Here is a 14515-nt window from a genome sequence, read left to right as displayed (position 1 = left end):
CAATGGCAGGGCTGCGAATTTGATGCATCGCTCCATCTATCTGGTACGCCACGGAGAAAGTGTCTCCAATGCGGGTGGCATCACCATGCCCCATGCCTTGATTCCACTAACAGAAGCGGGGCGCAAGCAGGCAGAGGCGCTATCGGCTCGGTTGCCAGCTCAGCCCCCCAGGATTCTTGCCTCGCCCTTTATCAGGGCGCTGGACACCGCCGAGCCTTACGCCAAGCGAAGGCAGGTCAAGATCGAGCAGGAGCCGTTGCTGCAGGAATTCGACATGATCGACCCGGTGTTGATCGCCGGCATGGACCAAGACCAACGGCGCCCGATCGCCGATGCGTTCTGGAAAGAGGGTGATCCCACAAAGCAGATGGGCGAGCAGGCCGAAAGCTTCGGGCAGTTCGCGAGCCGAGCATCCGCGTTCATGACCGACCGGCTCCCGCTGCTACCCGACGGAACGGTCTGCTTCGGTCACGGCATCTGGATCGGCATGGTGGCGTGGAAGCTGTTGGGGTTCGGCGCAGACACCAGTGATGACATGCGCCGCTTCCGGCGTTTCCAGACTGGCCTGCCGCTGCCCAACGGCGCGGTCTACGCGCTTGAGGAATTGGCGCCCGCTCAGTGGTTACTCCTCAATAGATTCGCGTGAATCACACGCTTCCGCACCGCGGTCGAAGCATCGCCGATTACTTTGGCCTGCGCTGCGGAAGTGACTCCACCGTTGCTTCTGGCAGCGCGCCCAGCTGCGCCAGCTGGTCCCTTGAGCCGCTGTACGATTCATAGAACTGTGCCCACTTGCTGAAGCCGCCCAGTTCGCCTACTGCGCGGATCATCGCGACGTGGGATGCCGTGAGCAGAGCGACCTGCGATTCAAGCTCGGCGATGCGCACATCGCGATCTGCCAGGGCGCTGGCCGCGGCATCACCAGAGAGCTTTCCAGGCCTGCCTCGCCAACGACGGAATTCGGCTTGCCGCTCCTGATACTGCGCAAGCATGCGGCTGCGTTCTTTGCTGCGGGTGATCGATGATGCGGCTTTGATTTGCGGATGCAAGCGTGCAACCGCCCGCGCGGTGATGTCCTCGTCGCGCGATAGCAGGTCGTCCAGCACTCGGCGCATTTCCGGATCGCAATCGCGTGTGGCTTGTTGCAAGCTGTCGTTATCCATCCATGACTCCGCTGCGGCGAGGAAGAGAGAGGTCGGGACCATCAGGGAATGGCTTATCGCCTTCCTTGGTCGCCAGGAGCGTGCGCACGCCGTCAAGTCTGACCTTGGCATGTTGAATCTGGTTCGTGCGGCCGATGCTCTTTGATGGCCTGGCTTCTGCGATCTCGACAGCCGCGGCCAACTTGAGTTCGAGCGTCCGCAGGTGACGGCGGTTCTCCGGCAAGTTGGTTGCCGACAGATGACGGCAGCCGGAGAAGCACTCCAGATGCTTTGGACACGGATCGACAGTGAAGCTGTTCAAGCAATGTCCGTATGGAGTCGCGTGAAAGCCATCGGCTTCGACCTTCAGAAACTCGAACGCTGCGGTGTCACCCTCCGCGCTCTGGATCTTCTTGAACGCATCCACGATTGGACCACTGGCTTTGCCGGATTGGATCATCTTCGCGACAGTGCTGGCTTTCTCGCCGAGTGCCATTTCCACGTCTGGAGGCAGTTCGAGTTGATCCAACTCTTCCGCCAAGCTGCGATGATCGTACTCGTAGCTTTGGGCCACGCTGCGGCGATTGAAGCGTTTGGAGATGACGGTGTCGGCTACGCCGAGACGGAAAAGCTCGGTGTTCTGTAGGTGACGCAGGGTATGGGAGGTGAGTACCAGGTCCTTGTCGTCGTCAGATTGCCCATACCGTTTGAAAAGCGTGTCGCGGGACTTCTGCTCGCCGAGGGAAAGATTGACCAAGCTTGTATCGGGCCGACCAACGGAGATGTATCGGGTGACATCGCAGACCCCATTGTTTCGCTCCTCGGCTAGGGACCGTTTCGGATGCAGGAAAAGGAATTCCCAGGAAGCAAAGCTGCGATCGGTCAGACTGAAAAGCTCGGTGTCCGGCAACTTTGAGCTGGCCGCGACACGAAGGTAACTTTCAAGATCTCCGATTCTTACGAAGACCTTGCTCATGTCGCGCTTGCCGTTGGGTGAGACCGCCCTGCCTTCGACGTCTCTCAGCACCAATGCGCCACCATCTTTGCCCTCGAATCCCGCCATCCGGCGAAAGTACATGCGAGCGGTCGCACTCATTTCACCTTGAAGACTGGCATTCAAGCTCTCTTGAACTTTCTGGAGCTCGTCGAAGCAATCAGCGGAATAGTTTTGACGGCACTTCTGCATCCAATACTGTTTCTTGTCCTCGGCCAGGTCTAGCCAGAAGGCGTTTCCGGAAAGGCGAGAGTAGATTTGCGTGGTCGGCACCAGCTCACCGAGCGCAAAGTCTGGCAGAACGCGCCCTGTTTCAGTTTGCTTCCTCAGCGTGCTTCGTAGCGGATTTGTGATTGCCTCAGCACGGGTCAGGGTCTCGCTCACGATCTCCTCGAACATCTGGGGAACGTAGTGAGTCTTGGCGACTAGCACCTTGCTATCTGCATTCTTTGCCTGCTGCTTTTCGGCGAAGTGCCGAATCATGAGCGATTTGGAGTAGCCACCTAGCTCCCCTGCAGGCCGCTGCTTCGAGTCGTAATAGTGCCGGTCCGTCCGCCACTCAGCGGGGAGGAGCGTGGCCTCACCAATTCGGAAGCCCGTCAAGATCATGATGCGAATGGCCGCAAAGCGCAGTTCGTCCATGAAGGTCAGGGGCTGCTCGGTCATAACGATCCGGACCAACTCCCAGAACGCGCGACGTTCTGGTAGGCGCTCAGCGCGCTTGCGATCTTCCAGGTTGTGCCGAATCTCCGCTTGAGAACTGAGAAATTTGGACCGCCGAGTGGCTCTAGGCTGGAGACGTGCGGCGGCGAGGGCAGGGTAGAGCGGCCCCACATCGGCCAAATGGTTGGCATCAAACACCACCTTGGTCAGACCCGCGATCAAGTCGCCAAGCTTGCCCGACGCCTGGATGCTGTTGCCGGTGCGAACCGCGAGAGCCATCTCGTCGACGGTGACACTCCACGGCTCAGCGTCCCCCGCGCATGTAGCGATCACGCGCAAGGGGCGTGCCACATTGTTGGCGATGTGACCGAACGAGTTGCGGCGAACAAACAGCTGTTCCATGACGGCAGCTTTGATGAGGTCTTGCCATGCGGGCGAAAAAGTGCGCGCATGCAGAACCGGTAGCCCGTTCGAAGAGTGGGCTGCGTTGAGCGCATCAAGTGCCGAAGGTTCCGAACTGAAGTGGCGCAAGCGATGCTTAGGTGCAACGCCTCCTGCAAGCGCAGTGAGGTCCCAGTCGTACCCTTTGATCGCCGTGCCGCTCTGGTCCAGAGGAATTCCCCAAGGAACCCCATGCGTCGCGGCCAGTTCCATTCCGAGCTTGATGAAAGCGGCGAAGTGGGGATTCAAGACGGCGTACCTTCGAGCTCAACCACCACTGCCTGAACCTCTGCGATCGTCCGTTCAAGCTGTAGATAGGCCGGCGAAACCGCGTCGCCACGAGACGAGTCGTGGAAAAACCGCGCCACATCCCGAAAGTCGGCTAGAACTCTCGAGTGCATCTGAACGTCGTGAATCGGCATGAACTTCCTGCAGCCGTAGCAGGACAAGATCGGGTTGTAGGGACACGCAGCCTGCCCGGAGGTGCACCCACCGATCCCCGCGATCGGAACACCATGTGGCGCTCCGCCAATCTGCTGGGACTCTTTCAATTGCGCGAGTTCTTCTGGACCGATAAAACGATTGTGGGCAATGCGAGCCACGCGCTGATAGATCTCGGAGATTCCCAGGGCTTTGTTCACCCGCTCAGCCTGGTTGGCCGATGTTTCGTAGTACACGAGCGCAGTCGTCATATCCGAGTGCCCAAGGAACTCGGCCAGTTCCTCTTGGCTTGCGCCGGCGTCAACGAGGCGTTGAGCGGCTGTATGTCGTAGATTGACGGCAGTCGCGCCAAGCTCGAGCAGATCGCGGAGTAGGGAGCTGATGCGACGACTTGCTTCATTTGCGGATGTGGCGCCGAACACCCTAGCGCCCGCGTCATCGCCATCAACCTGAAAGCGCCGTTCGATCTCGACGAAAAGAGGTGTCCACTCGCGTTTTACTCGTCTAAGCAGCGGCTTGGCGGCACTAGAACTCCGCTGTTTCGCCATGCGGAATGTGATGTGGACGGAAGCGAACATGTCGACGGATTCGTGACGAACTTTGACGTCACGAAACGTGAGCATTGCGATCTGAACCGGTCGCATCCCGAACTGGTACGCACACAGCAGCATCGCTGCGTCTTGCACATCTTCGAGGGTCAGCGACGACGCTTTGGCCTGGATTGCCGCTTCGTCCAAAAAACGAACTACCGCCGCTTCATCATCCACCGAGAGAAACGCTTCGCCAGACCGGACGACGGCGTACTTGTCGTTGAAGGGAAGGGGCAGGGCGGATATCACACCGTGATAGGAGTCAGCCCATTGGTTGAGTCGATATTTGCATAGCAGTCGCAGGATAGATTTCGCGCACGCGTACGCTTCCGCCGGCAGGTCGCGTGCAAAAAATGTCGCCCAGAATGATCCTATTCCTGTTGGTGCTACCCCCAACAACCTGACGATTTCTGCCTCGCCGATTGCCTTGCTGCCACGGGCGTACTTGCTTGCCGACGATGGAGCCAGGCCTTCACCCAGGAGGTACAAGAAGACGTGTTTTATCAACAAGGCGAGTTGCTCGGACAGATGATCAAAGCCAACTTTCACAACCCGGCCATCGATATGAACCGCAAAACATCTGGCATTGGCTGGATCTCGAATTGATCGTTGCTTTCCGTCGAAATCGTCGTAGTACCGAATCACCGGAGGCAACGACGGTAGTTGAGCAACTATTTCGCAAGCCCCAGCTTCCAGCTGCCATTGAATATTTTCATTTCTAGCCATGTCGCGCTCCAAGCGAGGCCTAGGAGGGGATCGCTCTTAGAACGGAAACTCTCTCGTCTAACGCGTCGTTCCAGACTGACGAGAGACGATCTTCAAACACTGCCCGGGCATAGCGAACTGGCATCTGTGACTCTCTGGACCAACCAAAAAACGCCCTGAGCTTCTGGAGCGCTTCTTCCATTGGATCACCCTGCTGCAGCAGCTGATTCAGTCTTACCACGGCGCATGTATGACGCAGATCGTGGGGTGTTATGGTCGTCTTCTGATTTCTGTCCGTTAGCTCTTTAAGGGCAGCGCGTGGGAGGCTCACGGAGATCTTTGCGAACATCTTCGTCAAAGACTCCGTTGACAACGGCGTGTTCTGCTGCGTGTTCAACAGGAAGGCGTGACTTGGCTTTCCTCGATAGTTCTCGACGTAGGTTTGCACCAACGCAGCAATCGTGTTGCTCACTGGCAGTTGACGAACGGAATCCGCAGATTTAATGCTGGGTCGCGAATACCGTGGATCAACCTCGTCATCGGAATACTTGCTTTCCGACACGTTCAACCAGTGCCGGGGTCGTTGTTGACGATCATCGAATCCGCTTTTGACAACATCCGCCGTGAGGAGCATCAGCTCACCGCGCCGGAGGCCCTGGTGAAGCATCAACAAGAAGGCCACGAAGGTTAGCCACCTGGTATGCGTTCTGGGGAATGGGTTGGTCGCAGATGCTGGGTCCAACATTTCGTATAACACTTCAACCACGCTGGCCGGCAGTGAACGGATCTGGCTCGCGTACTTGCTCTTTCGCACATGTAGCTGCCCATAGAGATTGGACAGGCGATGCAGCCGACCCTCGATATGCCGTAATCGATCCGTTGGCAGGGTTGTCTTCGACAGCCAAGTGACTACGGCCGTGACGAAGGACAACCCGGTTCTCCAACGTGTCTCGTCGGCGGACCCTACGTAGGCTTGGTTTCGGATGGATATGAACCAAGACTCAAGAATCTCGGCAAGCCGTACGTCATCCAGGTCGCCCAATGCATCGTCTAGAGAACTGGTTCCAAATAGGCTGTCTGCGTGGGCGTAGAGGTTCTCCACATAGCGTAGCCGCTTGACCTGAGTGGATGCGGCAAGCTCAGAACTCGACATCGATGTCCAGACGCTGGCCCAGTAGCGCGGCAGCCTGTAGCGATCATCGACAATCAATGCGCCTCGGAGTGAGCTCGGGACTTGAGGATCATTCAGCAGTCTAAGCACAAGGAACTCTTGGAGAGAGCAACATGATTTGTACCATTTATTGATTGACGGGGTCAATGTGCCCCATCCGTAAGCCGCTGATTCTTATGGCGTGGTGGCAATTATTGACTCAACTTTCCGTAGTTCGAACTACGAGCAATGTGCCCCGTATTTCGTGAACTACGGAGAAGGCGCCCCGTGATCCGCGAACTACGGAAAAGGCACCTCGCTTTTGCCAGCAATCCGGACAATGCGCCTCAGATTTCCCAGAAGCCTCTAAGTTGAGTTGCTGATGTAGGCCGACGGCGCCTCCTGTCCCGCGGCCCCTTGGCCCGTCGTGTAATGACCCACAGGTTTCTGCTCAGGTCATGCGGTTAATGTACAGGCATAGGCCGCATCCGGGGTTATCATCTTCAGCGCCTGATGCGGGCGCTGTTGGTTTAGAAGGCGATTCAGTCAACAATCACCCGCAGGGCGTGGGTTTGGCTCTCGAAGCGATGCCGATGCGCGCATTGCTCTTTCAACGTCCGGATTACCCGTTCCACCATCCCGTTCTGCTGAGGGCGGTGCGTGGTGGTGAACTCCTGCCTCAGGCCGTACCTGCGCACCAGCCGGGTGTAATCGCGGCTGGTGAACACTAGGCCGTTGTCCGAGCGAAGCAGAAATGGCTCCTTCACACGCCCCAGCGTGCCGTAGCGTGTGATAAGAGCCTCGCCATCCTCGCCATCCTCGCCATCCTCGCCTGGCCGCCACGGCCCGTTAAGCCCCGCATCTGCGGATCGGGATCGAATACTGATGGCGCCCACGTCATTACACACCGTCCCGGTCCGTTTCTTGGCCCGAACTCGGCGTTGACCGCGGCGATGTCTCGTGAACAGCCCGGAGCGACGGAACGCTCGGAGCCCTTCTTGCCGAGGGGGAGGGAGCCCACGCCACCTGGACCTTTGCAATCGCGCCATCGCGGATGTGCAGCTCAATCAGTGGAACCTCCAAAGTGCTACCCTGCGCCTCCTTCATCTCCTGCCCGGATTGGCGCAGCCTCGTTCTAAGACCTTGGTCATAAGCTCGGCACACGCAAGCCATCATTGCGTCCACAAGGTGCCTGCGACCGTCGATGGCACCCAGCACTGACGCCACGGTCGCCTGCAGAGACAGATGCAGGTCGAGAGATGTGCGGAGTTTCTCAGAAAAGTGCAGTAGCGCGTTTCCACAGGCAATGGTTAGCTCCTTGTCCACTACCGCCAGGCTGAGCCAAGCATGACCGCTCTCCGACCGACCATAAGGACCGATAAGGAACGTGCGATCTTTAGCCGGCGGCACTGACATTGAATCGAACGGCCGAGCGCGAGCCTCACCTCGCACCATTTCGATCTCGTGCTTCGGTACTTCTGCAACTGCCTGATCCGTGATGGCCGCTAGCCGTTCAATGACACCTTTGGGTAGTGGGGTCAAGCGGAGGACCTGGGGACCACCCAGGTGCGAGAAGCCCCGCAGGCAATCGTGGTTTGGATCTGCACCTATCCCTTCGAAGACAGAAGGGATAGGTGGCTCTCTAGAGGCGGTAAGCTCTCTAGCGATCAGGCGGGCAGGCGGGGCAGCCAGAGCCGCGTAGGCTAGGTCCCACGCCTGATTGGATTCGGGCACATAGAGAACTCGGCCCTCCCGCTGACCCCGGGCCCACTGCAGGTAGTCTTCGGCCCACGGCGCGCATTGATTCGTTGGAAAGGTGCGCATGCCCGCAAGCGCTGTACGGGCATTCATCGCGGAGAATCCACAGGCACAGACGCCCAGCGCATCGTCCTCGTTGAACCGGCCAAACTGGACTCGGCCGCACTGAGGGCACGTGCAGGTGAGGCGTTGCCCATGCCAAGGGCAGCGAGTGATGGAGGGAAGCTGGAACAGCGCGCTGTGATATCCGTACGCAGCGCACTCCCAGCATTGCCGAAGCGGTCGCGGATGCCGGGAGAACAGCCCTGGGCAATCGGTCGGCGACCAAGCATCCGGGGACCAATAGGTCCCCACATTGGTGTCAGCCAAGCCCAGGCTCCAGAGGAAATTCGATCGCGGCTTGCCCAATCGCTGGGTCGCAATCAGAACGTCCATCCCCTTTCTATTTCTGAAGCCAAGGGCCGTGAGCTCTGCACCGGCGGGGAGGGCAAACGCCGTGATGCGCTGTGCCAAGCCGTAGCCGGAGATGTAGGGATAGGGGCTGAGGTCAGCCCCTACCACTCGTGGCACCGCCGGCTGCCCGTGGATATCGTCGGTCCAAGCCATGACGTCGTCCTCTGTCAGGTAGCCAAAGGCATACGCATGCGCGCTCGGACGTACTCTAGCCGCAGATAGCCACAGTTCTGCAGGGCGGTAGCCACCTGGTCGACGGTGAAGCCCGTGAAGTCCTTCTGCCGGAAGGCAATGTCGTGGAGCAAATGGCGCACCATCAAGGTGAACGTCGCCATCGGCCAGGCTTGGCTTTCCGGCAACTTTCCCTTTTTTCGAAGCTCTCCCATCACCTGCCAGATCAGCGGCGCCTCCATCGCCAAGCGCCAACCGCCATCGAAGGCCGAGCGCGCGAAGTAGCGACTGTAGGGCACGTCGGGCGTTGGCCACCAGCTGCTGTCGTAACCGCTCAAGGCATGCTTAACCTCATCCAGTCCCATCAATGGGCCAAAGGGGGTAGTGGCCATGAACCAGCGCCGGATACTGTGGGATGCACGGTCACGCCAGTCATCACCCACGTCCACGCCTTCGGCGTCACTCTGGCGCATCAGCACCAGGAACAGGCTCAACCGGTCCTCCCTGACCATGCTGTCCAGGTCTTCCAAGTACTCGTACTCTGCCTCGGTGATCCGCTGTGCATTGTCTATGAACAGGACCATCCTGCTCACGCCGGCTTGGCCGCAGCGGCTGCCGATTAGGTTCCGGAGCTTGGCCATTCCTGCCGCTGCTGAGGTTGCGCTCGAGCTACCGATCCCCATCCGATCATTCATGGTCGACCAGAATGCGCGGTCCGTGCGCCGAATACCGCTGGCCATGACCATCCTCATGGCAACGCCCATCGGGGATCTGTCGCTGTCAATCAACCAACGCGGAGCATTGTCGGTGAGGTAGGCAATGGCGGTGGTCTTCCCCACGCCGCCGCCCCCATAGGCAGAGCACCCATGGTGCCCTTCAAAGATGTTTTTACGAATGAAATTGGCCAGTCGCTCGGTGGGCTTAGTGTTGATCTGGTAACCATCAGGGACCAGCAACGGATGGTGGGAGGAAATCAACGGGTTGCTGTGTGTGTGCTTCATGGCAGGGTCTGAAAGTTTGCGGCGGCAGAACTGGTGAGGAAGCGGTCAGAGGTCGCGCTATTCATCCAGGCTGATCCAGCCATCGGTTGCCATCGTGATGACAGTGCCGTAGTAGTCAGGCTCAACCGCATGGCGGGACGCTGGTTGTGCCACGGCGTCCATGCGCGCCAGCTGATCGGCCGCCAGCTGCGAAGTTTGCATCCTGTTTTTGAGGAAGCTCACATAGGCGGCGACCGCACAATCCGCACCGAAAACGCTGAAGCCGGAGCGGTTCTTGATCCATTGCATGATCAACGCCCGAGTCGTCTCATCGTGTGCGGTACGGGCCCAAGGGGCTGCAGCGCGCACACTGCACAACGGCGCGGTGACGCTCTTCATCAATGTCAACGTGCGCAGGTCACTCCGATTGACGCGAGCGAGCACTGTCTTGCCAATCAGCTCCCAGCGTCCTTCCAGGCCTGGCCCTCGGTATTTGACGTACTTGTTGACGTGAGGCACCACACCCTGTGACTTGTTGCCATGCACGACCAACGGAACCAGGACGGTGCACAGGTCCGCAGCGTCCTGTTCGGCACCATCGGGACAGAAAGCAAAGGCCGAGCAAGGTTGGGACCTGAGGAACTGCAGCGGAGACAGGCTCCCCAGCGCTGGGTGCGGTGTGGCGTTGTAGTTTGCGATGATGACGTCCAGCAGCTCCTCGAATGCGCCCAGATTGAAGTAGTGCTCACTCCCGGAGACTTTGCTGATCCGTCGCTTGCTTTCACTGTGGGCCTTGGCAGGTTCGAAGCCGCCAGGAATCCGACGCAGTGCTCCGCGCTCCAGGCGCGAGAACAGCTGCTCGACGATGGGGCGGGAGCGGGGCTCATGAGCGCGGCCGAAGATGATCACGCCCCCGCGGGACCGACACATCGAAGATTCCAGCTCCAGGGCTGAGTGAGCCAACGCATTATCCAAAGCGATGGAGCGCGAGCGCCTGGACGCCAAGGCCGGTTCCAATCCCGTTGGCATCCCCGCACCAGGTGCATAAGCCAGATCAGGAATCGTAAGCTCGCGCGGTGTCCACGGGCGAAGCCCCGAGGCCAGACAGTTGGCCACATCCAGGTTGTTGTAGCCGCGACCGACGCGCAGGGGCCAAGAGACAATGGCTCGGGAGCGGACCTCCACCTCTGCCAGAAGCCACAGTGTCGTGATCGGCCGCTCTGCGACCCCGCCATCGGGAAGCGCAACACTCAAGGTGCCTTCGACATCGATGCGGTGCGCGTCAAACTCGGTACGATCAAACAGCCGACCTCGGAAGGCGTCCTCCAGTTTTTGGACCGCAAGAGGTTCCAGCTCCAGCGTTCCGGGCACGACGGCGGTGAGCCTGTCACGGCGCAGGTAGTCGAGCAGGGCTCTACGCCCGCGGTCAGGCGTATTAAGCGGGTAGTGGTCACAGAGATCCAACCGGCGCAACTCTGCGCAGACGCGCTCATGCAGGCGAGAGAACGCCCCTGACGCGCGCCCTGGCGGTAGAGGATCTCTGAAGCGCTCCACCAGACCACGCACTGCAGGCAGTGCCTGAAGCAGCTGAGCCATGCTTCCGGGCCCGCCGCTGAGGGGAATAAGCGCCTCGCCTGATGTAGCCGGCGTGCGTTGATAGATGCCGTACGGCACACAGACACGAAATCCGTTGGCCATGCCGTCGGCATTGACTCCGGGGGCATGGGCCACCATGCGCTTTAAGCGCTTACGACACAGCCCGTGCAGCTTGGCCGCTCGCGCGAGCGAGAACTGGCCCGTCACCACCCCGAGCAATGCGGCCTCTGCACGGCGATAGGAGTCGCGGTCCTCTTCCCGCAACTCGTTCACATTCGGCCGATACCACGTGGCCAACTCTTGGGCATCATAGATATAGGGACGATCAGCCACGGACGAGCTCCAATACGGCATCCGAAGCACCAGGTGTATGGTCGATCAGATGGACCACACCCTGGTGAACCATCCAGGCCACAGTGGCCCGCACCTGATTGGGTGTATAGGGCAGAGCAGCCGCTAAGCTGAGCAGGTTTAGGCGAGCGGCGCGCTCAAGCAGCGCCTTGATCTGCTCAGCAATGGCTGCGCGGGCACTTATGCGACCGCTATCCCATACCAGCGGCAGCAGCTCATAGGCCAAGGCGATTTGGGACAACTGAGAGGCCAGCTCCTGCTCGGTGACCAGTGTCAGGTTTACCCCGTTGCGCGTCCCGATTTCGACCAAATCCTGCTTTCCCGGCAGCGGCATCGAGCCCGTGGTGCTCTGCATGATGAGGGTGGCCGGCACGATCAGATCAAATCGCTCGCTACCGTCATTTCGCTCGGACCAGAAGCTCAGATCTATGCGGGTTTTGCTGGTCACTTGCAGCTGTCGCGGCCTTTCCACGTAGATCCGCACGGTTGGATCGAACTCGAGCAGAAGGGCGTAGGCAAACGCGCTGGCGTCAGTGACAGTGACCACCCGGCCATTGCGCGGGGACTGGAAGACGAACACCTCGCGCCGGCTGCGCTGGCCTCGTTTGAGCGGTCGGGGGGTGTAATTGAGTGAAGCGTCAACGTGATGTGATGTGGCCACGCCCGAGGCGGTGGCCGCTGCTCCTGCAGTCATTGGAATCTCCTGCTGCGGCGCACTTGGGCGCCGCCTCGCACCATGCACCGTCAGGGCTACGCAGCGCGCCCTTGTCTGTCCGAGCCGACTGGCCCGAACGAGCGCGCACGAATGCCCAGCCGCCTGCATGGGGCGACTTGACTTGGGGGGAGAAATGCGGGAGCCTAGTCTTAGCTTCTAGCTAGTGCTCACCACCTCTCGCTCCGACGAGAGGCCAAATGCCTCCGCTCCAACGGGGGCATTTTTCATTTCTGTGGTCCGGAGATCTGGACTAAGTCTCTGAGGACGTTCTCCTTGCCATCAGCAATTGGGGTAGGGCGGGCGGTCTTGCTGCGTCCGTCTGCAATAGTTCCGCAGGCGACGCCGACACGGTCATAGCGTCGACAACCGCTGCGGGCACGGGACCGGCCGAAGCAGTCAGCGCAAGGAGACGCGCAACTGTGTCTGTTCAGCTCCTGTCGACTCAACACCTTGCGCGCGATGTCGTAATTGGGCCAACCACTGCGCAACATCCTTGGCCAGCGCGAACTTTCCGCGCCGATGTGCAATGGCAAACACGGGAACAGGCAAGACCCGTCGAGCAAGGGCTTGGCGGAAGGCGTCAGAGGAGCTGTAGCCCAAGGCTTGCCGTAGATCATCCTGGCCAATCATGGGCCCATAGCGATGCAGCAAATCCTGTTCCAACTCGCGCGCCAATGAATCCATGATTCTGTCACGCTCAGTCATACGGCTAGCGTAGTCATTGCATTGATTTTTGAACAGATGGAAAGTTGGAGGGAATCGTTACTCTATTTTCGGGCCAAGATGTCTTCCAAGTCATTGAAAATGATAAAGCCGTACCACGAAGCCCGGCTGAAAAACATGCTATGTTTTGCGCAATCCGACAGCGCCAGATCACTGAAGAAGGCGTTGAACGTCCTTAGAGCGGGGGTTTGGTTTGAAGGGCTGCGCATGCGCTTGTATCAATCCACCGCCTATGGAGTTGGTCGGAAGATGCAGCCGCACACCTACCGCGACGGCATCTATCACCACAATGTGTGGGCCAAGTACGCTGTGGGAAAGCATTTGCCAAGTGCTGAGACGGTCTATGCCTGTGAGGAGCAGGTCCGGGGGTCGAGTCACCTACTGGAGGATCCGAGCTGGGACCTGCTGGATGTGAGTCGGCCGATTGGCGGCGACGGTGACAAGCTGCTGAGGCGATTGCGGCCCTCGATCCAAAGTGCCCTTTTCGAAGAACGTGCTTTGGCGAATGGGCGCTATGTTCGTCGCACCGCACCTGTCCAACCGCTGATCCGCCTTGAGGGACAGGCAGACCTGCAGGCGATTGCGGCGGCTGTCGTATTCGTTCGAGAAGCCTACGAGGCGGGCGATACGTCGCGCGCATTTGACATCGGACGTTCATTGCACGGAATCACGCTGATGGCTGCAGTCGTGACCGGCTTGCGTGGGATCGCACCAGAACTGTTTGAATACCTCATCCGCTATGTGTTCCCAATGGCGTCGGACACCTTCATTGAGTTCGATCTCAATCGAGAAGTGCTCAATGCACAGGCAGATTGGCTGCGCAGCACCATTCTTCAGATGGAAGACAATGGCTGGACGGGCTATGTGCCCGGTGGCCCGACGCGGGAGCTTCGTAGACTTCTTTCGGTCGACTATGGCTTTGACCTTCGGTTTGGATTGGGGCCGCGGATCAAACTGAAGGTGCCGTTCGAACACGCCAGCGAAGACGCGCGACGCTCAGTCAGCTTCAATAACGCGGCCTGGGAATGGGCTGCAGCGGTGCTCGCAACGGGTAGAAGACAGGCCCTGATACCTGAAGAGGCCATCGTTCGCCTGATGGCCGCCAACGGCGAGCCAGATGGCGCCATGGCGCACTCCCATCCTGTGGAAAGTGCGTAGATCGCTGCCACTGCGTATGCCCATAGCTACTCCGGGTTCTGTCCTTTTCCACATTCCTGACCCAAGACCGCAGATTCAGCACCTTGCAACGGCCAAACATTCGGGACAAGCGGGGGGAGGGGCCAAGTCAGGGAGGCACACAGAGGAGCAGATAGCATAACCGGGGTTTTAGCCCTTGATCCGCTTCTCGAAGTTAGTGACTAGCTTGGAAAGCGATTGTCCAGTCAACTCAGCTATATCCCTTAGCTCAACTAAGTCAAGCCTGCGCTTCCCAGTCTCGACATCACTGATGAACGACTGACTGCGTCCCAGCTTGCTTGAAACCTGAGCCTGTGTGAGGCCAGCCGCCAGCCGTGCATCGCGAACCACCTCGATCAGCGCCGAATACTCCTTGCGATGGATGGTCTTGGTCACGGCCGCGCCTTGTTTGAGCGGCCTCCGAAGCTATATCCAGTTCTCAGATATCTAAAAACCAGATATCCTC

Annotated in this window: 12 protein-coding genes; 2 read left to right on the top strand and 10 right to left on the bottom strand. The window is 59.2% G+C overall.

Annotated features, from left to right (window positions below; all coding sequences use genetic code 11):
- The first annotated feature begins 22 nt into the window (after positions 1-22).
- Positions 23-646 (top strand): histidine phosphatase family protein, encoded by a 624-nt coding sequence (locus tag OC534_RS04085; RefSeq protein WP_164125348.1) that lies wholly within the window; start codon positions 23-25, stop codon positions 644-646.
- A gap of 37 nt (positions 647-683) precedes the next feature.
- Here the strand turns inward: OC534_RS04085 and OC534_RS04080 are convergent, their stop codons facing one another.
- From OC534_RS04080 to OC534_RS04040, 9 genes are all read right to left on the bottom strand, one after another.
- Positions 684-1163 carry a hypothetical protein gene (locus OC534_RS04080; RefSeq protein ID WP_005409644.1) on the bottom strand — a complete coding sequence of 160 codons (480 nt, stop codon included), beginning with the start codon at positions 1161-1163 and terminating at the stop codon, positions 684-686.
- The gene (locus tag OC534_RS04075; RefSeq protein ID WP_262071410.1) at positions 1156-3489 is read right to left on the bottom strand and encodes a hypothetical protein; all 2334 of its coding nucleotides are present in this window, start codon (positions 3487-3489) and stop codon (positions 1156-1158) included. The genes OC534_RS04080 and OC534_RS04075 overlap by 8 nt, the downstream gene beginning before the upstream one ends.
- A complete protein-coding gene (locus OC534_RS04070; protein ID WP_049449467.1) occupies positions 3486-4997 on the bottom strand; it encodes a site-specific integrase in 1512 nt (503 codons plus the stop codon). Before OC534_RS04070 ends, OC534_RS04075 begins: the two co-directional genes overlap by 4 nt.
- Positions 4998-5016: 19 nt before the next feature.
- Entirely contained in the window at positions 5017-6186 is a 1170-nt protein-coding gene (locus tag OC534_RS04065; RefSeq protein WP_262071409.1) for a site-specific integrase, read from the bottom strand.
- Between the two features lie 482 nt (positions 6187-6668).
- A complete protein-coding gene (locus OC534_RS04060) occupies positions 6669-7022 on the bottom strand; it encodes an integrase core domain-containing protein (RefSeq protein ID WP_239500774.1) in 354 nt (117 codons plus the stop codon).
- A 1482-nt stretch (positions 7023-8504) separates the two neighbouring features.
- Positions 8505-9509, bottom strand: a complete 1005-nt coding sequence (locus OC534_RS04055) for an AAA family ATPase (protein WP_164146440.1) — start codon at positions 9507-9509, stop codon at positions 8505-8507.
- 57 nt (positions 9510-9566) lie between these two features.
- Positions 9567-11417 (bottom strand): hypothetical protein, encoded by a 1851-nt coding sequence (locus OC534_RS04050; RefSeq protein WP_197596074.1) that lies wholly within the window; start codon positions 11415-11417, stop codon positions 9567-9569.
- Positions 11410-12129: a hypothetical protein gene (locus OC534_RS04045; protein WP_262071408.1), complete on the bottom strand. Its 720-nt coding sequence runs from the start codon at positions 12127-12129 to the stop codon at positions 11410-11412. Before OC534_RS04045 ends, OC534_RS04050 begins: the two co-directional genes overlap by 8 nt.
- Positions 12130-12546: 417 nt before the next feature.
- Positions 12547-12855 carry a hypothetical protein gene (locus OC534_RS04040; protein ID WP_197589655.1) on the bottom strand — a complete coding sequence of 103 codons (309 nt, stop codon included), beginning with the start codon at positions 12853-12855 and terminating at the stop codon, positions 12547-12549.
- 21 nt (positions 12856-12876) lie between these two features.
- On the opposite strand from OC534_RS04040, the gene OC534_RS04035 reads away from it, so the two are divergent.
- Positions 12877-14031: a hypothetical protein gene (locus OC534_RS04035; protein ID WP_262071407.1), complete on the top strand. Its 1155-nt coding sequence runs from the start codon at positions 12877-12879 to the stop codon at positions 14029-14031.
- Positions 14032-14199: 168 nt separating this feature from the next.
- Here the strand turns inward: OC534_RS04035 and OC534_RS04030 are convergent, their stop codons facing one another.
- Positions 14200-14445: a helix-turn-helix transcriptional regulator gene (locus OC534_RS04030; RefSeq protein ID WP_197589653.1), complete on the bottom strand. Its 246-nt coding sequence runs from the start codon at positions 14443-14445 to the stop codon at positions 14200-14202.
- Positions 14446-14515 lie beyond the last annotated feature (70 nt).

It is taken from the genome of Stenotrophomonas sp. Marseille-Q5258, assembly GCF_946900935.1.
In the GTDB taxonomy this organism is placed as follows: domain Bacteria; phylum Pseudomonadota; class Gammaproteobacteria; order Xanthomonadales; family Xanthomonadaceae; genus Stenotrophomonas; species Stenotrophomonas nematodicola.
The sequence above is the reverse complement of the archived record's forward strand: the minus strand, read 5'-3'. Positions and strand labels throughout refer to the sequence as shown.